The sequence below is a fragment of the Actinomadura sp. NPDC000600 genome, assembly GCF_040492135.1.
Classification (GTDB): domain Bacteria; phylum Actinomycetota; class Actinomycetes; order Streptosporangiales; family Streptosporangiaceae; genus Spirillospora.
This window is the reverse complement of the sequence record NZ_JBEUPD010000002.1, coordinates 476,583-499,606: the sequence shown is the minus strand read 5'-3', so window position 1 is coordinate 499,606 and position 23,024 is coordinate 476,583. Positions and strand designations below refer to the sequence as shown.

Below are 23,024 nucleotides of genomic sequence, written 5' to 3'. Positions count from 1 at the left end.
GTCCAGTGAGTGCACATGAGCGCCTCCCGGCCAGGGCCGACAGATCCCGTTCAGGACCCAAGGTCAGTCAGTCGCTGGGTCAGACCCCCGCCGGGAGGCGCTCACCTACATCATCTCTGTCAGTCGCGGAACAGGGCCCGGCTCGTCCCCATCATGATCCGGTCATGCGGCCGCAGGGTCCGCATGACGGACTCCAGGACGGGCCGCTCCATCGAGATGCAGCCCGCGGTCTGCCCCGTGCCGATGTGCATGAAGATCGCCGAACCGTTCCCCTGGACGATCCGCGAGTCCGGAGGCCGGTTGTAGTTGATCACCACGGCCTGCCGGTAGGGCCCGTTCCGCATGATCTTCGATAGGTCCTCGTCGGCGGGCAGGCAGGCGCCCCGGTAGTAGCGGTTGTACCGCCGGTCCCCGATCGTCGACCCCCAGCAGTCGCCGCTCTCCCGCAGCCTGCGGTAGGGAAGGCGGGTACCCGGGTCCCCTTCACCGAACGCCTCGGTGAGGCTGTACGAGCCGGTCGGCGACTTGCCGTCGCCCTCCAGCTTGGCCCCCGGTTCGGCGTAACCGTTCCGCCCAATGTGCCCGGGAGCGCTCAGAAGCGTCTTCCACGAGCGCCCCTTCCGGACGCATTCGGTGACGGTCACCTCGGTCGTCCCATACCCGGCCGCCACGGCGAAGACCACATGCCGGGCCGCACCCGCCCCGTAGCGCGCCTTCCCTTGGCCGAGCGCCTGGCAGGGCTCCACCGCCCTCTCCTGAGCGGACGCCTGCGGAGCAGGAAACCCCGCCGCGAGCACCGCGGCGACAGAGAGGACCGAGGCAGCGGACAGAACCGTGACCTGCCCAGCACCCGAACCCATTCGCGGCACCTCTGCTTCCTGATCCGAACGGAACGTGCCCAGTCGAGCACACGTCGTTCTCTACCCCGACCAAGGTCATCTCACCCGAGCATTCGCGTCGAGCGGCGAACTGTCCGGCACGGGACATCCCCTGGACGCCGCCGAAGAGGGCGTTCAGGCTGTCGAAAGCCGCCCCATCAAAGATCGCCTCAGTGCATCCTCGTTCGGCGCATTCCGCGACGCTAGGAGAGTCTCGATCGTGACTCAGGGCCCACGTGCCGACCATCCGGAACCAGACCGGGGCTGGCGAATGCTCGCCCGACTCGGCTGCTTCCTCGGCCTGGTCGCGGTCGCCGGCGTCCCGTTCCTGCTGTGGTTCGGGCTGCCCTGGTGGTTGGACGAACCCCAACGCGACGCCGAGGGCAGGGTCAAAGACCAGGTCACCACTGCTCTGGCCGCGGCGGCCCGCCGCGGCGGCATCGATCAGCATGCGGCGTTGCACGCCGCCACCGCATCTCACTCCCAGCTGGTGCGCTTCACGACCACTGGAACTCGCGATGAGATCGTCGTCCTGCAGATCGGCTACGGCGGCATGTTCGGCAAGGGCGTCGACGACTTCTGCTACCGCTTCACCGTCGACCGCGCTCCCACTCGGCGACCACCGCGTATCGAAACGTCCAGACTCGACCGGTGCCCGCGCCCTCCCAGCACCCGTCCCCGGGCCATCGAGCAGATCCGCGAGACCGCTGAAGCCACCCGCGCCGAACTCCACACCGCGGCGGCCGCCGGCCACCTCACCGAGCCACAGGTCCGGCCGATGGTCAGCGGGGACCTGAGCTCGCTCTGGTCCTTCAAGCGGAACGGGACCGAGACCATCATCGTCGCCGACTACATCTCCCTCACCCCCGCCGGCGAAGTCGAAGCGGCCGAATGTGCCCAGTTCAACATCGTCCAAGGACAGAGGACGCGCACAGCCACCATGTACCGACTACCTCAGTGCCCGTCTCCGTGAGCGAGGGCTCTCCTCAAGCCCCGGGGGGCGTTGTGATGACTCACCGGGCTCCGATGTCCCTTCCGGCGGCCTTCACCCCCACCAAGGTCACCTCGCTCAGGCCGCCGAGACGGGAGGGGACGGTCAGGCGGACGCACCGTGCAGCAGGATCGAGGTGATGAAGTCCGGCGCTTGGCGGGGGCCCATGTGCCCTTCGAGCGTCAACTCCCAAGCGGTCTCGGCCAGACCGCAGAAGGTCGAGGTCAGCCAGGTGGCTGGCATGTCCTTGCGCAGGAGCCCGGCGTCCTGGGCGCGCGTGATGAGCCTGACGGTCCGGGTGAAGACCTCCTCGGCGCGCTCGCTGGCCTCGGGCACGCCCAGGACGTCGGGTTCGACGTAGACCAGGTTCCACAGGCGGGCGAACGGCAGGTAGTCGGCCACGAGCGCGGCCAGGACCTGCCGCACGGGGGCGTCACCGGCCTCGGCCCGGGCCAGGGCCCCATCGCAGTCGTCAAGGATCTTCTCGGCCATCGCCCGCACCAGGTGCTGCCGGGTGGGAAAGAGGCGGACCAGGGTCGCCCGGCTGATGCCGGCGCGCGCGGCGAGGGTCTGCATCGAGGCCGCACGGTCCTTGGCGAGGATCGGGATGGCCGCCTCCAGTACTTCCGCCGCGTCGGTACGCATCGTCGCGCCAAACCCTCCCATGCCTCAATTGACACATCGATGTATCAATGTATGCTCTGCTGTATCAGCCTCAATTGTAATGAAAGAGGCGGATTGTCGCTGGTCGGCGTCCCGATGGCGTGCGCCTGTCCCGCGAGCCGGCGGGGCCGGTGCCCGCCGCATGCACGGGGTGGCCCCGACCGGACGGGCCCCCGATGCCCGCACGGTTCCTCGCCCACACGGTTCGGCGAGCGCGAAGGAGCGTTCGCCGCCTTCTCCTGCCGGAACACAGATCGGTCAACGGCCATGACGATGCACCGCCGACGCTTCCTCCGGAGCGCGGGCCTGGGACTGCCCGGCGCCGCCCTCCTCGCCTCCCTGCCCGCCTGCGACGGCGGCGCTGAAAGGGCCGTGCACCCGTCTCGGCGCACGGAGACGATCGTCATCGGCGCCGGGATCAGCGGCCTGGCCGCGGCCCGCCACCTTGCTGACCGCGGCCGGGAGGTGACGGTGCTCGAAGCGCGGAACCGGATCGGCGGACGCGTCTGGACCAGCCGGCAATGGCCCGGTGTGCCGCTCGACCTCGGCGCGTCATGGATCCACGGCATCGACGGCAACCCGATCACCGACCTGGCGAGGAAGGCCGGTGCACGGACGGTGGTGACCGATCCCGGCAGCTCCAGCGACTACCTCGCCGACGGACGGAAGGTCGAGGGCGCCCAGGCCGAAGCACTCGAGCGCTGGCGGGAGGACACCGCCGACGCGCTCTCCACCTACCAGGACGAGGCCACGCGGGACGCCACGGTCCGCAGGGTCGTCCAGAACGAACTGGACTGGACCGACCTCTCCTACCGCGACAAGAGCCTGATCTCCTTCGCGCTGAACGACTACGAACACGAGTACTCAGGCGGCGTCGACCAGTTGTCGGCCCTCTACTTCAACGACGACGCCAAGATCAACGGCAGGGACGTGCTGTTCCCCGGCGGCTACGGCGCCGTCACCGACCACCTCGCCAAGGGACTGTCCGTCCACACCGGACAGGTCGTCAAGCAGGTCGACTGGAATTCCACCGGCGTGACGGTGACCACCGGCAAAGCCACCTACCAGGCCCAGCACGTCGTGGTCACGCTGCCGCTGGGCGTCCTGCAGGGCGGCACGGTCAGGTTCGTCCCCGGACTGCCCGCGGCCAAGCTCACCGCCATCGGCAAGCTCGGCATGGGCGTTCTCGACAAGTGCTACCTGCGCTTCCCCAAGGTGTTCTGGTCCGACACCGACTGGCTGACCTACATCCCGGACCTGGACAGGTACGGCCAGTGGGAGCAGTGGATCAACATCACGCGCGCCACCGGCCAGCCCGTGCTGCTCGGCTTCAACGCCGCCGCCTTCGGCCGCACGATCGAAGGCTGGAGCGACGCCCAGATCGTCGACAGCGCCATGCGGACCCTGAGGACCATCTTCGGTGCGGGCATCCCCGCGCCGACGGGCCACCAGATCACCCGCTGGGCCTCCGACCCCTACGCGCGGGGCTCGTACTCCTTCAACAGGTTCGGCTCCATGCCCGCCATGCGCGACCATCTCGCGGCCCCCGTCGGCGACCGCGTGCACTTCGCCGGTGAGGCGACCAGCCGCAAGTCCATCGCCACCGTCCACGGCGCCTACCTGTCGGGCATCCGCGCGGCCGAGGAGATCACCGGCTGAACCGGCTCCCCTGGCGGGACGAGGTGTCGCCGTCTTCAACGAGGGCGACACAAGCAAGGCCACCCCAGGCCGCACACGCCGACGGGCTACCGGATCGCCCGCCGAGCAGGCTTCCCTGTGGCCGGATGGCGACAAAGAACTAGCTGTGTGAGCGGTGCCGGTGAAGGTCCGCGTCCCGAAGGTGGTCGGCCACCGCCAGACCGCGCAGAACGAACTTCAGGCCGCCGGGTTCTTCATGCTCGCGGAAAAGGACGCGACGGGCCGCCGGGCGGGCGCTGTTCCGTCAGGGTTGCTCGCCCGGACGGAACAGCGGCCGGCGGAGGCTACGAGAAGTACTCGATGAACGGGGTCTTCTTGTCCGGCGTGGAGGCCGTGCCGGTGCTGATGATGCCGGTGGTGCCAGGGCGGGCGTCGATGTCGGACGCCTGGACGGTGCCGGTGCGGGAGGGGCCGTTGAGGGTCGTCCACGCGGTGCCGTTGTAGTGCATGTACTGGGTCTTGGTCCCGGTGGTGATCGGGAGCATGACGACGCCGGACGCGCCGTCGGAGGACAGGCCGATGCCCGCGGCGTTCAGCGGCGTGTTCACCGTCGTCCAGGTCTTGCCGTTGTAGCGCTGGATCGCGTTGGTGATCTGGGCGTTCTGCCGGACGCGCAGGACGTACACGTTCGTCGCCGAGTTGGCGACGATGCGGTGCAGGGTGCCCTGGTAGCCGGGGACGCCCAGGGAGCCGGGGACGTCGATCTTCTTCCAGGACGTGCCGTCGAAGTGCATCACCAGGCCGGTCACGGAGGTGCCGGTGGCGGACGTCGTGCCCGCGAGCCACACGTCGTTCTTGGCCCGGACGTCCACGGCGGTGATGGACGTGGAGGCCGGCAGCGGGACCTTGGGGTCGACCCACGCGGTGCCCGTCCAGCGCAGGATCGCGCTCGGGCCGCCGGACGCGGCGTCGACGCCCGCGACGGAGTAGGCGGTGCCGTCAGGGGCGGCGGAGACGGCGGTCGGGAAGCCCACCATCGGGTAGGCGACCTGGCTCCACTTGGTGCCGTTCCAGTAGAGGCCGAGGGTGCCGCTCATGTTGTAGCCGATGACCCACGCCTTGGTGGCGCTGGAGACGGCGACGTCGGTCGGGGTGAAGCCGACCGGGCTCTTGTCGGCGACCCACGCCGAGCCGTTCCACTTGACGAGCTTGGCCTCCGGGCCGAAGAAGGAGCCGGCGGCGCCGACGGCCCATCCGGCGTTCTTGGCGCCGAAGTCGACGCGGTCGAGGCTGCCGTTGTAGGCGAGCGCCGTACTGCCGATGTTCTTCCAGCCGGCGGCCTGCGCGGGGGCGGCCACCGCGACCGTCCCGGCGGCGCAGGCGAGGGCGGCGATCGTCGCCGGCACCGCGTTCCGTCTCATCTGTCGCAAGATCCACAGCTCCCAAGATCACAGCAAGCGTGCGCAAAAGAGTACGGCATTACTTACTGTTGAGTAAGTGGAACTTACTGGGCGACCGGATCAGGACGCCACGGAAACCGCAAAACGCCCGGAACTGTGAAGTTCCGGGCGCTCTGCGTGGCGACGCGATGCCGGAGCGCTACTCCGGCCGGAGGGCTACTCGCCCTTCCAGTTCGGCTTGCGCTTCTCGGCGAAGGCCGCCGGGCCCTCCTGGGCGTCCTTGGACATGAAGACCGGCAGGGTGATGTCCTGCTGCTTCTTCCACGCCTCGGCGGACGTCCAGTCGGCGGACTCGACGATGACCTTCTTGGTGGCCGCGAGCGCCAGCGGGGCGTTCTCGGCGACCTTCAGGGCCAGCTCCTTGGCCGCGGCGAGCGCGCCGCCCGGCTCGGCGAGCCGGTTGACGAACCCGAGCTCGGCCATCCGCTCCGCCGGGTACTTGTCGCCGGTGAGGGCGATCTCCATGGCGATGTGGAACGGGATGCGCTGCGGCAGCCGCAGCAGCCCGCCGCCCGCGGCGACCAGACCGCGCTTCGGCTCGGGCAGCCCGAACTGGGCGTCCCGGGCCGCGACGATCATGTCGCAGGACAGCGCCACCTCGCAGCCGCCGGCCAGGGCGTAGCCCTCGATGGCGGCGATCAGCGGCTTGGCCGCCGGGCGCTCGGTGATGCCGGCGAACCCGCGCCCCTCGACGGTCGGGTTGTCGCCCGTCAGGAAGCCCTTGAGGTCCATGCCGGCGCAGAACGTCCCGCCCGCGCCGGTGAGGATGCCGATGGACAGGTCCTTGCGGGAGTCGAGCTCGTCGACGGCCGCCGCGATCCCCTTCGCCACCTCGCCGTTGACCGCGTTGCGGGCCTCTGGGCGGTTGATGGTGATGACGAGGACTGCGCCGTCTTCTTCAGTAAGGACAGCGTCGGTCATTCAGTGCCTCACTTCGGCTGGAAGCGGATACCGCCGTCGAAGCGGATCGTCTCGCCGTTCATGTAGTCGTTCTCGATCAGGGACTTGACGAGGTGGGCGAACTCCGACGCCTTGCCCATCCGCTTCGGGAACGGGACGGGCGCGGCGAGCTTGGCCTTGAACGCGTCCGCGGCCTCGCCCTCGCCGTAGATCGGGGTGTCGATGATGCCCGGGCAGATGGTGTTGACCCGGACGCCGATCGCGGCGAGGTCGCGCGCGGCGGGCAGCGTCATGCCGATGATGCCGCCCTTGGAGGCGGAGTAGGCGATCTGCCCGGTCTGGCCCTCGATGCCGGCGATGGACGCGGTGTTGATCACCACGCCGCGCAGGCCGTCCTCGTCGGCGGGCTCGGTCTTGGAGATGGCCGCGGCGCCGAGCCGCATGAGGTTGAAGGTGCCGATCAGGTTGACCCGGATGACGGTCTCGTAGGAGGCCAGGTCGTGCGGGCTGCCGTCGCGGTTCACCGTCCGCGAGGCCCAGCCGATGCCGGCGCTGTTGACGATGACGCGCAGCGGGGCGCCGGTGTCGACGGCGGCCTGCACCGCGGCCTGCGCCTGCTCCTCGCTCGACACGTCCGTCTTGACGAAGACGCCGCCGACCTCGTCGGCGAGCGCCTTGCCCTTGTCCTCGTTCAGGTCGGCGATGACGACCTTGGCGCCTTCGGCGGCCAGCGCGCGGACGGTGGCCTCACCGAGGCCGCTCGCGCCACCGGATACGACGGCGGAAACTCCGTTCAGGTCCATAAGCGACACCTTACGTGAGGGACCGAATGTGGTTCGGGGTGATGCTATCCAGACGTCGTCGCGCGCTCTGCTCACACCCCTGCGGATTGCGGAGCCGCGATGTTACTCGGGAGTCACAATAGAGAACGTTTGCTCTTCCCCGACAGGGGCACCCGACCCCCATGAGCGAGCGTCCTGCACAGAGCCAGTCCTACCCCGGGCGGACGAAGGACATGACGCCCGAGCCCCGCGACGAGATGCGCGACCACACCGGCAGCGGCCTGCTGGCCGGGCGCCGCGCGCTGATCACCGGCGGCGACTCCGGCATCGGCCGCGCGACGGCCGTCGCGTTCGCCAAGGAGGGCGCGGACGTCGCGATCACCTACCTGGAAGAGGACGACGACGCCCGGCACACCGCGGGCCTCGTCGAGGCGGCCGGGCGGCGCTGCGTCACCCTCGGCGGCGACCTGGCCGAGGAGCGGCACGCGCGCGAGATCGTCACGCACACCGTCCGCGACCTCGGCGGCCTCGACGTGCTCGTCCTGCACCACGGCACCCAGACGCCGGTGAAGGACGTCCGCGAGATCGACGACGCGCAGCTGCGGCGGACGTTCGAGGTGAACGTGTTCTCGCTGTTCTGGACGGTCCAGGAGGCCCTCGACCACATGGGGCCCGGGTCGAACATCATCATCACCGGGTCCATCAACGGGCTGCGCGGCAACAAGTCGCTCATCGACTACTCCGCCAGCAAGGCGGCGGCGATGGCGCTGACCACCTGCCTCGCCCAGAACCTCATGGACCGCGAGATCCGGGTCAACTGCGTCGCCCCCGGCCCGGTCTGGACGCCGCTCATCCCCGCCACCTTCGACGAGGAGAAGGTCGAGGGCTTCGGGCAGCAGGCCCCGATGGGACGCGCCGCCGACCCCGACGAGATCGCGCCGTCCTACGTGTTCTTCGCCTCGAACCGCCAGTCGTCCTACTACACCGGGCAGACCCTGGTGCCCGCCGGCGGGGAGATCCATCCGGGCTGACGGAACGGCACTGATGGAACGACAAGTGAAACTGCAGCGCAGCGACCTGAACGAACCCGGTTACGGGCGCCGGAAGTGCGGCAGGGGATTCGTGTACCTCGGCCTCGACGGCCGCCCCCTCCCCGACCCCGCCGAGAAGGAGCGGATCAAGGCGCTCGTCATCCCTCCCGCGTGGAAGGACGTCTGGATCTGCCCCGATCCGGACGGCCACATCCAGGCCGTCGGCACGGACGCGGCCGGGCGCCGCCAGTACCTGTACCACGACGCGTGGCGGGAGCAGCGCGACCGCGAGAAGCACGAGCACGTCCTGAAGCTGGCGGAGCGCCTGCCCAAGGTCCGCCACCGGCTCACCGAGTACCTGGCCGGACGGGGCTACACGCGCGAGCGGGTGCTCGCGGCGGCCGTCCGCCTCATCGATCTCGGCTTCTTCCGGATCGGCGGGGAGGCCTACGCGGCCGAGAACGGCACCTTCGGGCTCGCGACCGTCCTGCGCGAGCACGTCAGCTGCGGGCGCGGCCAGGTGACGTTCGAGTACCCCGCAAAGGGGTCGAAGGACCGGTACCAGGCGGTCGCGGAGGAGAACGTCTGCAAGGTGGTGAGCGGGCTCAGGCGGCGCGGCGACGACTCGCCCGAACTGCTCGCCTACCGGACGCCGGCCGGCTGGCACGACGTCACCACGTCCGACATCAACGAGTTCATCCGCGAGGTGACCGAGGGCGACTTCACCGCCAAGGACTTCCGGACGTGGCACGCCACCGTCCTCGCCGCCGTGGGGCTCGCGGTGTCGGTGCGCGCCGGGGACAGCGAGGCCGCCCGCAACCGCGCCGTCGTCCGCGTCGTCAAGGAGGTCGCGTCCTACCTCGGCAACACCCCGGCCGTCGCGCGGGCGTCCTACATCGACCCGCGCATCATCGAGCTGTACGAGGAGGGCACGACGATCGCGCCCGCCCTCGGACGGCTAGGCGTGGACGTCGCCGAGGGCGAGCCGGCGACGCAGGGGCCGGTGGAGCAGGCCGTCCTCGACCTGCTCCGCGCAGCCTCCTGACCCGGGTCCGGGCTCGCCGCGCCCGGATCGTCATTCCGCGAGGCGGTAGGCGGCGGGCGGGGTGGGCGTCGTGCCGAGGCAGGTGGCGACGGGGTCCTCGACCGAGCACCAGCCGGGCTTGCGCACCGGCACGTATCCGGCGGGGACGCCCCGGTTCGCGATGATCGACCGGTAGGTCGGGACGGCGTCGGTCGGGCGGCGCGCCAGGGACGGGTCGGTCAGCGCGTCCACCGTGTAGAGGCCGAACCGCGGCCGGTAGCTGCCCCACTCGTAGTTGTCGGTGAGGCTCCAGTAGTTGTAGCCCATCATCTTCACGCCGTCGGCCATCGCGCGCTGGATCCAGTAGACGTGGTCGCGCAGGTGGTCGGAGCGCGTGTAGCCGTCCGCGCGCGGCTTGCCGTTGTCGGTCGACATGCCGTTCTCGACCACGTAGACGGGCAGGTTCGGCAGCCGCCGCTGGTAGTTCCTGAGCACGTAGTACAGGCCCTCGGGCTCGGGGTCGATCTTCCAGAACTCGCCCATGAGCGCGTTGGCCGCGGTGCCGTTCTGCAGGTTGGCGCCGTAGTAGTAGTCGATGCCGATGAAGTCGAGCTTGTCGGTGACGTCGTTGAACAGGGCCGCGTCGAAGATGCCGTTGACCGGGGACCCGTAGGCGACGTTGCTCGACACCGGGGCGCCCGGGTCCACCGCGTGGATCATGTCGTAGGCGGCGCGGTGCGTCCTGATGAGGGCGTCGCGCATCTTCAGCATCTGCCCGAGGTCCATCGGGCGGGCCGCGAGCTCCTTGTAGATGTAGGAGCTCGCCTCGTTGAACGTGATCCAGACGACGCCCTGGCGCTTGTACCTGTCCACGATGAAGCGGGCGTTGCGGAGCCAGTCCTCCTGCGTCCTGGGGTTGTCCCAGGCGCCCTGGTCGGCCACCCAGCCGGGGTACACCCAGTGGTCGAGCGTCAGCATCGGGCGCATGCCGTCCGCCTTGATCCGGCGGACGAGGTCGTCGTAGTAGGCGAGCGCCTCGGGGTCGCGGTGGCCGCGGCGCGGTTCGACGCGGGCCCACTCGATGGACGTCCGGAAGACGTTCGCGCCGAGGCCCTGGGCGAGCTTCAGGTCGCCTGGGTAGCGGTTCCGGAAGTCGACGGAGTTCTCGTACGGGTCGGTGACGCCCGGGGCCTTGCGGTCGGCGTACCTCGTCCAGTTGCTGTCGGGGAAGGAGCCTTCGCTCTGGAAGCCGGACGTGGCGACGCCCCAGAGGAAGCCCGGCGGGAACTTGGCGGTGGCGGGCTCGGTGGGGGACGCGGCGGGGGACGCGGCGGGGGACGCGGTGGCGGGGGACGCGGCGGTCAGCGCGAGGCCGACCGAGAGGGTGAGGGCCGAGAGGAGATGGACGGGGCGTGCTCTGCCGGACCTGCCGAACACGGGGCGCTCCCTCCGGAGGCGGACATGAATCTCCTTCGCATCACAGGGGGCGCGCGGGGCCCCGTCAATGGCCGGACACGGCCAGATCCGGCAACTCCGGCACACTCCCCCAACGTGCCGCAAATCACAGATCAATAAAGGAATTGCCCATTTCTCAATGGCGTGTGACTCGGTTCACAATTCATGAAAGGCTCGATTGATCGCCGCTGGCAGGGCGCTGGACCGCAGTCTCAAACGGACCACCGGCACCATGGACAACGGCCTGGTGATTTGCCACCCGCGCCGGGCGCTGGCTAGCTTCCTGCCCGGTTCATGCGGCACCTGAGCCGCTGGGACAACAGAACACGCACCCCGACGCGCGGCGGCGGCGCGCCGGCCTCCACGGGAGGCCGACGCGGACCCCCCAGGTCGTCCCCCCAGGGACCTCGCCCGGAAGCCGTCGTCGGACGCCGAATCCGTGCAGCCGAGAGGCACGGAACCGGAAGCGGCCGCCATTTCCCTGCGTCCTCCGCCAATGACGCTGCGAAATCGGTCGCGGCATCCCCACCCACCGAAGAAATCCGGTGGGTGACGGCTGCCCGGTAGGCATCAACCGCGAGGTCTGGAGACATTCTGCATACCCCTCGAAACCCCCTGAAGGCCGGATTCACCGTGGGCGGGCTCGTGCTCACCACGACCACCGCGCTCGGCGCGTCCGTCCTTGCGGCCGGCCCCGCGTCGGCCGCTCCGCAGCGGGCGACGCTCGCCGCTGCTCCGGCCTCGACGGTCACCGGCACCACGGTCACCGCGAAGCAGGCCCGGATCGCGAAGCAGAAGAAGCGCGCGGCCTACGCCGTGAAGTACGCGGCCAAGCAGATCGGCGACCCCTACCGCTACGGCGGCACGGGCCCCGGCTCGTGGGACTGCTCCGGGCTCGCCGGAGGCTCCTGGCGCAAGGCCGGGGTGAAGCTCCCCCGGACCACCCAGCAGATCTACAAGGCCGTCCACAAGAAGGTCTCGTGGAAGGGCGCCGTCAAGGGCGACCTGCTGTTCTTCTACGGCGGCCGGACCCACATGGGCATCTACGCCGGGCACGGCTACATGATCCACGCGCCGAGCTCCGGCAAGCGGGTCAAGAAGATCAAGCTGAACGGCTACTACAAGCGCAACTTCCACGGCGCGGTCCGGCCGGGTTACTGACCCCGGACGCACGCCAGGCCCCGCGCCGCCCGCCCGGCGCGGGGCCTTCGCCTTCCCTCCCGGCTGTTCGCCTCTCCGCCTCCGGATGCCCGCCGGGTCCGTCCGCGGGGCCGGTCAGCCGAGGACGGGGTAGTCGGTGTAGCCGCGGTGGTCGCCGCCGAAGAAGGTCGCCGGGTCGGGCTCGTTGTATGGGCCGCCGGCCCTGATGCGGGCGGGCAGGTCCGGGTTCGCCAGCCACAGCCGCCCGAACGCCACGGCGTCCGCCACGCCCTCCCGCAGCACCTCGACGCCGGCCTCCGGCGTCCCAGCGTCCGTCCCCGGCAGCGGGCGCGGGTTGACGATCAGCGTCCCCGGCCACTCGGCGCGGATCCGCCGGGTCTGCTCCCGGTCGAGCTCCATGACGTGGAGGTATCCGAGCCCGAGCGGCGCCAGCCCCGCCACCAGCGCCGAGTACAGCTCCGGCGTGTCGCTCTCGCGGACGCCGTTGACGGTCGTGCCCGGCGAGACCCGGAAGCCGACCCGCTCCGGCCCGACCGCCCCGGCGACCGCCCGCGCGGCCTCGATCCCGAACCGGGCGCGGTTCTCGGCCGTCCCGCCGTACTCGTCCGTCCGCCGGTTGCTGCCGTCCGCGAGGAACTGATTGATCAGGTACCCGTTGGCGCCGTGCAGCTCCACCCCGTCGAACCCGGCCTCGGACGCGTTGCGGGCCGCGTCCGCGAACTCCTGGACGGCCTGCGCGATGTCGTCCGCGGTCATCTCGCGGGGCACCGGGTGGTCGAGCATCCCGTCCGGGGTGAAGATCTTGCCCCCGGTGGCGATCGGCGACGGGGCCACCGGCAGCCCGCCGTCCGGGTACAGGACGGGGTGCCCGACCCTCCCCGCGTGCATGAGCTGGGCGAAGATGCGGCCGCCCTCGGCGTGCACCGCGTCCGTCACCGCCCGCCATGCCTCCACCTGCCCGTCCGAGTGCAGCCCGGGCGTGGCGACGTACCCCTGCCCCCGGGCGCTCGGCTGCGTCCCCTCCGTGACGATCAACCCGGCGGCGGCCCGCTGCGCGTAGTACTCGGCGGTCGACGCGGTCACCAGGCCGCCCGCCGCGGCCCGGCTGCGGGTCATCGGCGACATCACCAGCCGGTTCGGCAGTTCCAGCTTCCCGGCCCGCAGCGGCTCGAACAGTTCGTCCATCACGTCCTCCTAGCGGCTGTCCACAGTGGTCATGACGCTAGGAGCCGGCAGGTGCGGGGCGAATCCGTAAGGTTTCGGTAGTGGGCCCCGTAGTTTGGACATGTGCTCTACGGGCGGAAGACCGAACAGGAGCGGATCGCCGCACTCGTCGCCGCCGCGCGCGACCATCGGCGCAGCGGCGTCCTCGTGCTGCGCGGCGAGGCGGGCATCGGCAAGTCCGCGCTCCTCGACGAGGCCGCGGGACTCCTCCCCGAGGACGGGACGGGAGGACGCCTGCTCCGGGTCGTGGGGATAGAGGCGGAGACGGGCATCGCCTTCGCCGGCCTCAACCAGTTGCTCTGGCCCGTCCGCGACGAGGTCTGCGCGCTGCCCGCTCCGCAGGCGTCCGCGCTCGGCGTCGCGCTGGGCAAGGTGGACCCCGCGTCGGGCGCCGCCGTCCAGGACCGGTTCACCATCGGTTTGGGCGTGCTGACGCTCCTCGCCGACCTCGCCGACCAGGACGGCCCGGTGCTGTGCCTGGTCGACGACGCCCAATGGCTCGACACCGCGACGCAGGAGGCGCTCCTGTTCGCGGCCAGGCGGCTCGCCGCCGAAGGGGTGGTGATGCTGTTCGCCACCAGGGACGAGGCGTTCACCGGCACGGGACTGTCGGAACTGGCCGTGGGCAGGCTGGAGCGGGACGACGCCGAACGCGTCCTCGCCGACCGCGACCTGCCGTCCTCCGCCCGCGAGCGGGTCCTCCTGGAATCGGCCGGCAACCCCCTCGCCCTGCTGGAGTTCGCCGCCACCGCGGACCGGGCGCCGGACGGCCCGCGCCCGCTTCCGATCACCGACCGGGTCGTCGTGTCCTTCCAGGCCCGGATCGGGCGGCTCACCGACCGCGCCCGGCTGATGCTGCTGGTCGCCGCGTCCGAGGGCCGCGGGTACATGCCGGCCATGCTCGCCGCCGCGGACGCGCTCGGCGTCGGACTCGACGACCTCGCCGAGGCCGAGCGCGCCCGGCTGGTCGAGGCGACCGGCCGGATGATCGCCTTTCGCCACCCGCTGATCCGGGCCGCGGTCTACCAGGGCGCGCCGACCGCACGGCGCGTCACCGTCCACCGGGCCCTCGCCGAAGCCTCCGACGAGCCCGGCTGCCGCGCCCGGCACCGGGCGGCCGCCGCGCTCGCCCCGGACGAGGACGTGGCCGCCGATGTCGCCGCCGCCGCCGCACGTGCCCGCGATCGCGCCGCCCACCCGACCGCGGCCGCCCTCTACCGGCAGTCGGCGGAGCTGTCGCCCGCCCCCGCCGCGCGCGCCGCGCGGCTCGGCGCCGCGGCCGCCATGACGCTGCGGGCCGGGCAGCCCGACCAGGCCGGCGACCTCGCCGCCCAGGCCGCGAAGCTCACCGCCGACCCCGCCGAGCACGCGCGGCTCGGCCGCGTCCTCGCCGCCGTCGAGTACGAGCGCGGCGAACCGCGCGTCGCCGCCCGCATGCTGGTCGAGCACGCGTCCCGCGCGGCGCCCGCCGACCGCCCCGCGATGCTCCGCACCGGCGCCGCCTACGCCTGGGCGGCCGGGGAGACGCCCGCCCTGCGCCGCGCGGCCGAGCTGCTGCCCGAGGACGACGCGGTGCGCGGCCTCGCCCTGCTGGCGGACGGCGACCACGCGCGCGGCCTGCCGCTGCTCGCCGGGGTGGTCGCCGAGGCACGCGCCGCCGTGCCCGCTCCGACCGGACCTGGCCCCGACGACCTCGAGCCGGCGCAGCTCGCGCTCGTGCTGGGCGACGACGAGGCCGCCCTCGACCTGACCGCCGCCGAGGTCGCCCACCGCCGCGGACAGAGCCTCATCGGCGCGCTCCCCGCCGTCCTGCGGACCCAGGCGCGGGCCCGGCTCGCGGCCGGGCTGCACGCCGACGCCGCGTCCAGCGCCGCCGAGGCCGTCGCGCTCGCCCGCGCCACCGGCCTGCCGAACCCGGAGGGACGCTACGGCGCCGTCCTGGCCAGGATCGCGGCGATCGAGGGCGACGAGGACCGGCTGCGCGAGCTGGCCGCCGTCGCGCCCGCCCCGGACGCGGGACCGCTCACCGCCGCGCGCGGCCTGCTCCATCTCGGCCTCGGCCGCTACGACGACGCGCTGCGCCACCTGGACGCCGCCGCCCGCCCGCACCGGTACGGCGCGGACGCCGTGCTCTACGCGGCCGACCTGGTGGAGGCCGCCGTCCGCGCGGGATGCCCCGACCAGGCCCGCACGGCGTACGAGGACCTGTCAGCCTGGGCCGAGGCGAGCAAGCAGCCCTGGGCCCTGGCCGTCGCGCTCCGGTGCGAGGCGCTCCTCGACGACGCCGAAGAGCCCTACGTGAAGGCCGTGGAACTCCACCGGGAGTCGATGCGCCCGTTCGAGCGGGCACGCACGGAACTCCTCTACGGCGAGTGGCTGCGCCGCTGCAGGCGCCGGTCGCAGGCCCGCGACCCGCTCCGCTCCGCCGCCGAGACCTTCGAACGGCTCAGCGCCGCCCCCTGGCTCGACCGCGCGCGCGGCGAACTGCGGGCCACCGGCGAGGCCGGGGCGGCCGCGACGCCGGCGGCCGCGCACCTCCTCGACCGCCTCACCTCGCAGGAACTGCAGGTCGTCCGTCTCGCGGCGGAGGGGATCAGCAGCCGCGACATCGCCGCCCAGCTGTTCCTCAGCCCCCGCACGGTCGAGTACCACCTCTACAAGGCGTATCCCAAGCTCGGCATCTCCTCGCGCAAGGAGCTGTCCCGCCTGATCCCGGAGCCCGCATGAGCCTTCCGGCCCAGCCCTCGCAGTGGGCGACGCCCTGGACGCCGCCCACTGCCCGACCCGCTAGCTGACGGGGAGCGTCCGGGCGAGGAACTCCTCTGTGAGCCGCCAAGCGCGCGCGGCGGGCTCCGGCTGGTAGAACATCGGAGCCTTGCGGTTGTGGAACGCGTGCCCGCCGTCCTCCTGGACGTGGATCTCCATGTGGTCCTTCTGCTCGACGGCACGCTCCAACTCGGCGACCTCCTCACGGGGGATGTACGCGTCGTCGCCGCCGAAGTGGAACTGCGTGGGCGCCTGGATGGCGTCCAGCTGGTCCAGCATGTCCGGCACACCGGACCCGTAAAACGAAACCACCGCATCGACCTCGGCGTTGGCGGCCACCAGGTACGCGAGCGTCCCGCCGAAGCAGAACCCCAGGACGCCCGCCTTGCCGACCTCTGGCAGGCCCTTGAGGACCGCCAGCGCCGCCACGGCGTCCCCCACGCCCTTCTCCCAGTCGAACTGGGAGACCATCGACATCCCCTTGGGCAGGGCGTCCTCGTTGTGCGCGGTCGTCCAGTTGGGCTCGATCCGCCAGAACATGTCGGGCGCCGCCACGACGTACCCCAGCGCGACCAGGTCCTCGGCGACGGCCTCCATGTAGTCGCCCACGCCGAAGATCTCCTGGAGGAGCAGGATCCCGGGACCGCGCGTCCCCCACACCCGCAGGTCGAACTCGCCGTCCGGAACGACAACCTTCTCAATACGCGTCATGTCAGCCGATGATGGCGTAAACCGCGCTGGCATGCGCGACGGTCTTCCCGTCGGCCGTCATGTCGATCTCCGCGAACGCCAGCGTCCGGCCCAGCTTCGACAGCTCCGCGTCGACGAGCACGTCCCGCCCGATGACGGGCCGCTGGAACGTCGTGCTCAGCTGCACCGTCGTCATCGGCACGAAGGCCCCCTTGGCCCCCGACACCGCCAGCACCACCGCCGTGTCGGCCGCGGCCATCAGCGCCTGCCCGGACAGCGCGCCGCCCTCCCGGGCGAGCCGGTCGGACCAGGGCAGCCGCAGCACCGCCCTGCCGTCCCCCACCTCCTCGGGCACGAGGCCCAGATCGAGCACCCAGGGCGCGAAGTTGTCACGGAGGATCTCTTCAGGCTTCAACGTCACCCCGACATGATGCACGCTGAGGGCATGCACGAGGAGATCTTCCTGCCCGCCACCTACGCCGCCGGGGTCCCCTACGCGACCTTCGCCGAGCTCCGCGCCGGGTCGCCGGTCGCCTGGATCGGCGAACCGGCCGTCGGCCCCTGGCCCGCCGGCCCCGGCTACTGGGCGGTCTTCCGGCACGCCGACGTCAAGCACGTCCTGCGCTCCCCGGAGCTGTTCTCCTCCAACCTCGGCGCCACCCAGATCCGCGACCCCGACACGCCCGAGGACCTCGCCTTCGTCCGCGCGATGATGCTGAACCAGGACCCGCCGGACCACTCCCGCCTCCGCCGCATCGTCGCCGCCGCGTTCACCCCCCGCGCCGTCCGCGCGCTGGAGGACACGATCAACGAGCGGGCGCGCACCCTCGTCGCCTCCGCCCTCGGCGAGGACACCGACTTCGTCGAACTCGCCGCGGACCTCCCCGTCTGGACGCTGGCCCACATCATGGGCGTCCCCGACTCCGACCGCCGCCTCCTCTACGACTGGGCGTCCCGCGTCATCGGCTACCAGGACCCCGACTACGCCGGCCTCTCCACCGCCGACGCCGCCTCGATGACCCCCATGGCCCGCGAGGCGATGAAGTACCGCACCTCCGAGACCGTCCGCCCCGACGGCCGCCCCATCAACCCGCGCTCCTACACGGCCCTCGCCGACATGTTCGCCTACGCCCACGCCCTCGCCGCCGAGAAGCGCTCCCACCCGTCCGGCGACATCATGTCCCGCATGCTCGAAGGCGGGCTCACCACCCACGAGTTCGAGAACATGTTCTTCCTCTTCGCCGTCGCCGGGAACGAGACCCTCCGCAACGGCATCCCGGGCGGCCTCCTGACCCTCCTGGACCACCCCGCCGAACTCGCCCGCCTACGCGACGACCCGTCCCTCCTGCCGTCCGCCGTCGAGGAGATGCTCCGCTACTGGCCCCCGGTCATGGACTTCCGCCGCACCGCCACGGCCCCCCTCGAACTCGGCGGCCAGAAGATCGAACCCGGCGACAAGGTCGTCGTCTACCACGCCTCCGCCAACCGCGACGAGACCGTCTTCCCCTCCCCCGACCGCTTCGACATCGCCCGCACCCCCAACGACCACGTCAGCTTCGGCTTCGGCCCCCACTTCTGCCTCGGCGCCCACCTCGCCCGCACCCAGATGCGCGCCGTCTTCCGCGAACTCCTCCCCCACCGCGTCACCCTCACCGGCACCCCCGTCCGCCTGGCCTCCAACTTCCAGAACGGCCTGAAGCACCTCCCCGTCCACCTGGCCCCCGCCCCCTAACCCCGTCGCGAACCCCCCGCCGATCTCGGTACCCTTGCCGGGACGGGTCGCTAGCTCAATTGGCAGAGCTCCGGACTTTTAATCCGTAGGTTGTGGGTTCGAGTCCCACGCGACCCACCACCCCTGACCGGGGGAAACGCGAGAAAGCCCGGCTTGTGAGCCGCCGCGTTTGCCCCGCTTCGTCCCCATGTCGGCTCGAGGTCGGCTCGGCGGCTCGATCCGGGCCCTGCGCCCACCCTGGTCAGGCCTCGAAAGCCAGGCACTCTTCACCCACCTAAGCCGGTCATACCACCCACTGATCCGACCGCAGGACCACAGGAGCAGTCAGCAACACCCTCCCGCAGGAGTGAATCCGCTGGCTCGCATCCCGCTGGCGGCGCCATCGAGCGCTTCCCATCAGGCGGTCATAGAGAGGGCGCCGCGATCAGAGCACGACGCGGACGAAAGCGCGCCTCTACCCCTCGATACTCATACACCCGAAGGCAGCAACCCCACACCAACGGCTCTCAAGACACCCGGCCATCACGCTCACCAAGATCATTACATCTCTGCCCGGGATCGTGATCGCAAACCAACCGAATGAAACCCGACGCCTTCACTGCTAGCGTCGCAGGTCAGCAAGTATCGGCCCCGCGCACGCGGGGATGGTTCCGACCCGAAGGAATCGCCCGCCATCACCGCGTAATCGGCCCCGCGCACGCGGGGATGGTTCCGCACTCGCGGTGTACCGACGGGGCATCAACGCGCGGCCGCCGCTCGGATCCTCACAGCCGCATCGCCGGTACACACCGCCGGCACTCCTCGCTCTCCTCATGAGGTCAGGGTGGGCGGCCTGTCGTTGCCTTGACCATCACGGACGGCGACAGACCGGCCTACCGAGCATGACAGCGCAGCCTCGGGCCAGGGCGGCACGAGTTCCCCTGGCTTGTTTCCCACCACAGAAGCCGGGGCCGCCTCAGTCCCCCTTACAGGACGACCACCGCGACAGCCGCCGACCCGGCGACCACTGACGACCAACGGAAGAGCTCCTTGGCAACCCGTACCTCGGCTGAGTCGGTTTCCCTCGGAGCCATCTCGTCGTAGAACTTGCGTGCTTTTGCGGCGGCGTCCCCGACAGCCGGCAGCGAGTAGATCCCACCTGACGGCCCGATCTCCTCGACCGTTGCGGCGCCCTCATCGTAGTTGTCGATCTCCACGTCGATCACCTCCAACAACTGAATGGCCTTGTTGCCAGTAGTTGGAGGCTACCGAAGCCCGGACAGCTCAGGCAACAACTTCCAACTGATTACTTGTTGGGATACCCTCTTGGCGTGGATGATGGCGATAGGCAGCCGGAGACCTCCATCGGCGCCCCGTCTCCGTTCGTGGATATGGTCGTCGGACCAGGCGAGTCGGACAACAGCCGCTTCGGGGAACTGCTTGAGCGTCTGCGCTGGAAGGCTGGCCTGTCTCGCGCTGATGCAGCGACCAAACTCGGATTCTCCTCTGAGTACTTGCGCCTCATCGAGGTAGGCAAGCGCACGCCTGCCCTTGGGCAGATGCGAAACCTGCTGCGTGTCTACGGTGCAAAGGGTGCCGTCGAGCAGATCTCGCCTCAGGGATACCGGCAGGACTTGTTGGTCTTCGACCCGCTCGACGGCGACCACGGCGATCCGGTCATCATCGAGTTCACCAGCAGGATCCGTGAAGCACGACGAAGGGCGCTCGGTGCCCCTCCGGACGAGGATGAGGACTGGGAACAGGCGGACTATGAGGGCCCGACTGAGAGTCGGGCCACCGAGCTCGGCCTGGTGGTATCTCTCCTGACCCGAGCGGACGACAGCACGCTACGCAAAGTTCGCAAGTTGCTTGAGGACAGAGCAAGGTGACATGTCTCAGACGGGCCTGCCCACGAGGCCTTGGGGCTTGACGTACAGGGGCCTGTTAGGCCGCCAGGTCTAAGCCGCGCGGTCCTTCCGAACGTCCCCGCGCAGGCGCCGCCGCGGCATTGCTGGCGCTGTGGGCGGCGTGGGGGCACGGTGCTACAGATGGCGGCCAGATGGTCGGACACCGTGGACTCCCGCTAGGAACGCTCAGGGGAAGGCTCCGCGCGGCCGCGTACCTGCCTGAAGGGTCGATGGAGACCGTTGGACCAGGAATGAGAACACGTTACAGTTTCTGCCATGGGCACAGTCACTTGGGACGCGCCGGACGGCGACCACCCCGCACGCCGGGCGGTGCGCGCGGCGATGGCCGCGGCCGCGGGCGGGCGCAAGCAGGAGTGGCTCGCGCTGTTCGGCCCGGACGCCGTCATCGAGGACCCCGTCGGCCCCTCGATGCTCGATCCCGAGGGCAAGGGGCACCGGGGGCCGGACGGGATCGAGCGGTTCTGGGACGAGAACATCGCCCGGGTGCGCAAGTTCCACTTCCGGGTGAGCGACTCGTTCGCCAACGGCCCCGCCTGCGCCAACGTCGTCACCATCACCGCGACGCTGGACGGCGGGACCACCTCGACGATCGACTGCCTGACCGTCTACACCGTCGATGACGACGGCCTGATCACCTCGTTCCGCGCCCATTGGGAACCGGACCGCGTAATGGCCACCCTGACCTCCCCCTAAGACGCAGGGAAGCGGCTTCAGGGCCATGCGCACTCCCCAGCACCGTACTGGCTCCCCACGCTAGCGGCCGTGCTGTACACCGCCGAGCTGACGGTCGCGCTCGCGGTCATGCTCACCGCGGTCTTCGTCCCGCCCTTCGGTGAACGAGCGCGCTTTTCGGCTGCTGCACTGGATGACCGGCCACCCCGAACCGGCCCACCCGGCCCCTCAACGGTGCGCCTGCCTAGAACTACGTCCGCGCAGGTCAAGCAGAATGCTCGTACTCGTTGAGAATTCCCCCAGACGTTGCCTTCTTCAGACGTTCAGCTGGGCGGTCTGGTCTGGTTGGCTGATCGGTGGAGGCAGCGGGGGGTGCGCCGCTGGGGGGTGCGACGTGCGACCCGATCGTCGCGGGCGGCGGGGGTCTGGGGCTGCGCCGCCGCTTTCGGTGGTGGTGAAGGATCTGGTGGCGCACTCGGCGCGGTGGTCAGGTGCTGCAGGTGGTCGCGGTGCTCGGCGAGGGCGTGCTCGACGGCGTCGCCCAGGTTCAACCCCAGAGCGCTGGTGGGCCGTCGGCGAGGTGCCGTGACGGGTCCCTTCTCCGGCGCCCGCTCCCAGGCGCGGGCATGGACCCCGATGGAAGCATGTAGACCGCCGCACCCGGCTGGAACCGCACACAGCCAGCACCGTCAGCCTCTCCACCACAGGGAGGGCTCTGGGGCGAGCTCGATCCGGCGCAGCGTACGGCGCTGGCGAGATGGGGCGGGCGTGCAACTACCCGGCCAGGGCGCCGCTGTGCTCCCAGGGGAAGGGCTCCGACCACGTCGTCGTCATCCCGGCCAGCTAGGCGAAGGTGATCTCGGCAACGTCAGCCTGGCGCGAGGTCGTGCTGGCCGTGCGAGGGGGCCGGCGACCTGGTGCGCGAGAGCGCGGTGCTCGGCAGCCAGGACCGGACGGCGACCCGTGACGGCGCTCACCGCGGTCCGCGGGCTGGTGGTCCCGGCCGCCCGTTTCACCGCGTGCAACTGCGGCCAACGGCCCGGCCGGTCAGCGGGTCCTCACAGCCGCACCGCCGGTACACCCCACTCACAGGTCGCCGCGCCGAACGCCGAGCGGGAGGGGCCCCCAGGGAATTAGAACGCGTTCTTGTCAACGGCGGCGGTGTCGAGCAAGCTACGTCGCATGGACCTGAATGCCCTGGAAGAGATCCGCCAGGTGAAGTACCGCTACTTGCGCTGCCTGGACCTGAAGGACTGGGACGGGTTCGCCGACACCCTCACCGATGACGCCCTGGGCACCTACGGAACCCGCGCGGTCGGCGAGGCGCTGCGCCTGGAAGGCCGCGATGCCATCGTCGACTACATGCGCGACAATCTCGGTCCCGAGATCACCACGGTGCACTTCGCGGGCCAACCCGAGATCCGGGTCGACGGCGACAGGGCCGAGGGCACCTGGTGCCTGGAGGACACCGTCATCGCCAAGGCATTCCGGGTGCTGATCCGCGGTTCCGCCTTCTATGAGGAGACGTATCGACGCTGCGCGGACGGCGGATGGCGCATCAGTGGCATCGGCTATGAACGGACCTACGAATACTCGATATCGCTCGACGATGTGCCCAGCTTCAGGCTGCTGGCAGACCGCTGGGCGCCCTCGCCCCCGCAGCCGGGAACCTGACCAGTATCAAGAGTCAGACTTGATGCGTGCCGTCGCCCGCCGCCAGCGCCCCGCGGACGAGGAAGTAGCCGTCAGTGGAGTCGGCGGTGGAGGCATGGCCAGATCGGTGGCGGTCAGGACCAGGCGACCTGCGCTTGCCCGCCTTGACCCACGCGGCCTACCTTGCGAGCGGCGGTGCGCGCGGCCAGAGGCATCACGTGAGTCAGGACTTGACGCGCTGCTGCTTGAGGCGGAGTTCCTCCTGCGGACCTCGGCTTGGACGGCTTGCTCGCGTTCCAGCCAGTCGGGCCTTTCGGCCTTCAGATTCGGGAAGCCGGTGAAGGCCAGCAGGTCCTCGCGGGCGGCGTCCAGGTGCTCGGCGGCGTCGGGATGCTTG

General features: G+C 70.7%; 20 protein-coding genes and 1 tRNA gene. 11 read left to right on the top strand and 10 right to left on the bottom strand.

The genetic code is table 11. From position 1 onward, the window contains the following. Window positions 1–119: 119 nt before the first annotated feature. Entirely contained in the window at window positions 120–746 is a 627-nt protein-coding gene (locus ABWI07_RS05105) for a L,D-transpeptidase family protein (RefSeq protein WP_353817765.1), read from the bottom strand. Window positions 747–1,149: 403 nt separating this feature from the next. Between ABWI07_RS05105 and ABWI07_RS05100 the strand changes: the two genes are divergently transcribed. Further along, the gene (locus ABWI07_RS05100; RefSeq protein WP_353817764.1) at window positions 1,150–1,851 is read left to right on the top strand and encodes a hypothetical protein; all 702 of its coding nucleotides are present in this window, start codon (window positions 1,150–1,152) and stop codon (window positions 1,849–1,851) included. 123 nt (window positions 1,852–1,974) lie between these two features. Here the strand turns inward: ABWI07_RS05100 and ABWI07_RS05095 are convergent, their stop codons facing one another. Then, a complete protein-coding gene (locus ABWI07_RS05095) occupies window positions 1,975–2,514 on the bottom strand; it encodes a TetR/AcrR family transcriptional regulator (protein ID WP_353817763.1) in 540 nt (179 codons plus the stop codon). 285 nt (window positions 2,515–2,799) lie between these two features. On the opposite strand from ABWI07_RS05095, the gene ABWI07_RS05090 reads away from it, so the two are divergent. After that, window positions 2,800–4,191 carry a flavin monoamine oxidase family protein gene (locus ABWI07_RS05090; RefSeq protein ID WP_353817762.1) on the top strand — a complete coding sequence of 464 codons (1,392 nt, stop codon included), beginning with the start codon at window positions 2,800–2,802 and terminating at the stop codon, window positions 4,189–4,191. A gap of 323 nt (window positions 4,192–4,514) precedes the next feature. On the opposite strand, the gene ABWI07_RS05085 is transcribed toward ABWI07_RS05090, so the two are convergent. The 3 genes from ABWI07_RS05085 to ABWI07_RS05075 all read right to left on the bottom strand — a co-directional run bounded on the left by ABWI07_RS05085 (window position 4,515) and on the right by ABWI07_RS05075 (window position 7,333). After that, window positions 4,515–5,591 carry a hypothetical protein gene (locus tag ABWI07_RS05085; RefSeq protein ID WP_353817761.1) on the bottom strand — a complete coding sequence of 359 codons (1,077 nt, stop codon included), beginning with the start codon at window positions 5,589–5,591 and terminating at the stop codon, window positions 4,515–4,517. A gap of 195 nt (window positions 5,592–5,786) precedes the next feature. Further along, window positions 5,787–6,551 (bottom strand): crotonase/enoyl-CoA hydratase family protein, encoded by a 765-nt coding sequence (locus ABWI07_RS05080; RefSeq protein ID WP_149261688.1) that lies wholly within the window; start codon window positions 6,549–6,551, stop codon window positions 5,787–5,789. Window positions 6,552–6,559: 8 nt separating this feature from the next. Further along, entirely contained in the window at window positions 6,560–7,333 is a 774-nt protein-coding gene (locus tag ABWI07_RS05075) for an SDR family oxidoreductase (RefSeq protein ID WP_149261689.1), read from the bottom strand. A 161-nt stretch (window positions 7,334–7,494) separates the two neighbouring features. Here ABWI07_RS05075 and ABWI07_RS05070 point away from each other — a divergent pair, with 161 nt between their 5' ends. After that, a complete protein-coding gene (locus ABWI07_RS05070; protein WP_149261690.1) occupies window positions 7,495–8,343 on the top strand; it encodes an SDR family oxidoreductase in 849 nt (282 codons plus the stop codon). Between the two features lie 25 nt (window positions 8,344–8,368). Continuing rightward, the gene (locus ABWI07_RS05065; protein WP_353817760.1) at window positions 8,369–9,388 is read left to right on the top strand and encodes a DNA topoisomerase IB; all 1,020 of its coding nucleotides are present in this window, start codon (window positions 8,369–8,371) and stop codon (window positions 9,386–9,388) included. Window positions 9,389–9,418: 30 nt separating this feature from the next. Here ABWI07_RS05065 and ABWI07_RS05060 read toward each other — a convergent pair whose 3' ends face one another. Next, the gene (locus ABWI07_RS05060; RefSeq protein WP_353817759.1) at window positions 9,419–10,804 is read right to left on the bottom strand and encodes a glycoside hydrolase family 1 protein; all 1,386 of its coding nucleotides are present in this window, start codon (window positions 10,802–10,804) and stop codon (window positions 9,419–9,421) included. Window positions 10,805–11,455: 651 nt separating this feature from the next. Here ABWI07_RS05060 and ABWI07_RS05055 point away from each other — a divergent pair. Beyond that, the gene (locus ABWI07_RS05055; protein WP_235037086.1) at window positions 11,456–11,983 is read left to right on the top strand and encodes a C40 family peptidase; all 528 of its coding nucleotides are present in this window, start codon (window positions 11,456–11,458) and stop codon (window positions 11,981–11,983) included. A 114-nt stretch (window positions 11,984–12,097) separates the two neighbouring features. Here ABWI07_RS05055 and ABWI07_RS05050 read toward each other — a convergent pair whose 3' ends face one another. After that, window positions 12,098–13,168: an alkene reductase gene (locus ABWI07_RS05050; RefSeq protein ID WP_353817758.1), complete on the bottom strand. Its 1,071-nt coding sequence runs from the start codon at window positions 13,166–13,168 to the stop codon at window positions 12,098–12,100. A 102-nt stretch (window positions 13,169–13,270) separates the two neighbouring features. Between ABWI07_RS05050 and ABWI07_RS05045 the strand changes: the two genes are divergently transcribed. Further along, window positions 13,271–15,934: a helix-turn-helix transcriptional regulator gene (locus ABWI07_RS05045; protein WP_353817757.1), complete on the top strand. Its 2,664-nt coding sequence runs from the start codon at window positions 13,271–13,273 to the stop codon at window positions 15,932–15,934. A 60-nt stretch (window positions 15,935–15,994) separates the two neighbouring features. Here the strand turns inward: ABWI07_RS05045 and ABWI07_RS05040 are convergent, their stop codons facing one another. Both ABWI07_RS05040 and ABWI07_RS05035 read right to left on the bottom strand, forming a co-directional pair. Next, window positions 15,995–16,684, bottom strand: a complete 690-nt coding sequence (locus tag ABWI07_RS05040) for a dienelactone hydrolase family protein (protein ID WP_353817756.1) — start codon at window positions 16,682–16,684, stop codon at window positions 15,995–15,997. 1 nt (window position 16,685) lies between these two features. Continuing rightward, complete coding sequence (locus tag ABWI07_RS05035) at window positions 16,686–17,084, bottom strand: PaaI family thioesterase (protein ID WP_149261695.1); 399 nt, start codon at window positions 17,082–17,084, stop codon at window positions 16,686–16,688. A gap of 6 nt (window positions 17,085–17,090) precedes the next feature. On the opposite strand from ABWI07_RS05035, the gene ABWI07_RS05030 reads away from it, so the two are divergent. Next, the gene (locus ABWI07_RS05030; protein WP_235037087.1) at window positions 17,091–18,395 is read left to right on the top strand and encodes a cytochrome P450; all 1,305 of its coding nucleotides are present in this window, start codon (window positions 17,091–17,093) and stop codon (window positions 18,393–18,395) included. 44 nt (window positions 18,396–18,439) lie between these two features. Further along, window positions 18,440–18,515 (top strand) — tRNA-Lys (locus tag ABWI07_RS05025). Window positions 18,516–19,360: 845 nt separating this feature from the next. Here the strand turns inward: ABWI07_RS05025 and ABWI07_RS05020 are convergent. Beyond that, complete coding sequence (locus ABWI07_RS05020; protein WP_160161031.1) at window positions 19,361–19,591, bottom strand: hypothetical protein; 231 nt, start codon at window positions 19,589–19,591, stop codon at window positions 19,361–19,363. A 114-nt stretch (window positions 19,592–19,705) separates the two neighbouring features. Between ABWI07_RS05020 and ABWI07_RS05015 the strand changes: the two genes are divergently transcribed. The 3 genes from ABWI07_RS05015 (at window position 19,706) to ABWI07_RS05005 (ending at window position 22,648) form a co-directional block, all read left to right on the top strand. Continuing rightward, a complete protein-coding gene (locus tag ABWI07_RS05015; protein WP_353817755.1) occupies window positions 19,706–20,263 on the top strand; it encodes a helix-turn-helix domain-containing protein in 558 nt (185 codons plus the stop codon). A 294-nt stretch (window positions 20,264–20,557) separates the two neighbouring features. Continuing rightward, on the top strand, window positions 20,558–20,995 hold the full coding sequence (locus ABWI07_RS05010; protein WP_353817754.1) for a nuclear transport factor 2 family protein: 438 nt from the start codon (window positions 20,558–20,560) through the stop codon (window positions 20,993–20,995). 1,161 nt (window positions 20,996–22,156) lie between these two features. Beyond that, entirely contained in the window at window positions 22,157–22,648 is a 492-nt protein-coding gene (locus ABWI07_RS05005) for a nuclear transport factor 2 family protein (RefSeq protein ID WP_149261699.1), read from the top strand. Window positions 22,649–23,024: the final 376 nt, after the last annotated feature.

Coding starts and splice junctions, on each gene's coding strand:
- ABWI07_RS05100 (WP_353817764.1), top strand. CDS start 1,150: ATGCTCGCCCGACTCGGCTGCTTCCTCGGCCTGGTCGCGGTCGCCGGC.
- ABWI07_RS05095 (WP_353817763.1), bottom strand. CDS start 2,514: ATGCGTACCGACGCGGCGGAAGTACTGGAGGCGGCCATCCCGATCCTC.
- ABWI07_RS05090 (WP_353817762.1), top strand. CDS start 2,800: ATGACGATGCACCGCCGACGCTTCCTCCGGAGCGCGGGCCTGGGACTG.
- ABWI07_RS05085 (WP_353817761.1), bottom strand. CDS start 5,591: ATGAGACGGAACGCGGTGCCGGCGACGATCGCCGCCCTCGCCTGCGCC.
- ABWI07_RS05080 (WP_149261688.1), bottom strand. CDS start 6,551: ATGACCGACGCTGTCCTTACTGAAGAAGACGGCGCAGTCCTCGTCATC.
- ABWI07_RS05075 (WP_149261689.1), bottom strand. CDS start 7,333: ATGGACCTGAACGGAGTTTCCGCCGTCGTATCCGGTGGCGCGAGCGGC.
- ABWI07_RS05070 (WP_149261690.1), top strand. CDS start 7,495: ATGAGCGAGCGTCCTGCACAGAGCCAGTCCTACCCCGGGCGGACGAAG.
- ABWI07_RS05050 (WP_353817758.1), bottom strand. CDS start 13,168: ATGGACGAACTGTTCGAGCCGCTGCGGGCCGGGAAGCTGGAACTGCCG.
- ABWI07_RS05040 (WP_353817756.1), bottom strand. CDS start 16,684: ATGACGCGTATTGAGAAGGTTGTCGTTCCGGACGGCGAGTTCGACCTG.
- ABWI07_RS05030 (WP_235037087.1), top strand. CDS start 17,091: ATGATGCACGCTGAGGGCATGCACGAGGAGATCTTCCTGCCCGCCACC.
- ABWI07_RS05010 (WP_353817754.1), top strand. CDS start 20,558: ATGGGCACAGTCACTTGGGACGCGCCGGACGGCGACCACCCCGCACGC.
- ABWI07_RS05005 (WP_149261699.1), top strand. CDS start 22,157: ATGGACCTGAATGCCCTGGAAGAGATCCGCCAGGTGAAGTACCGCTAC.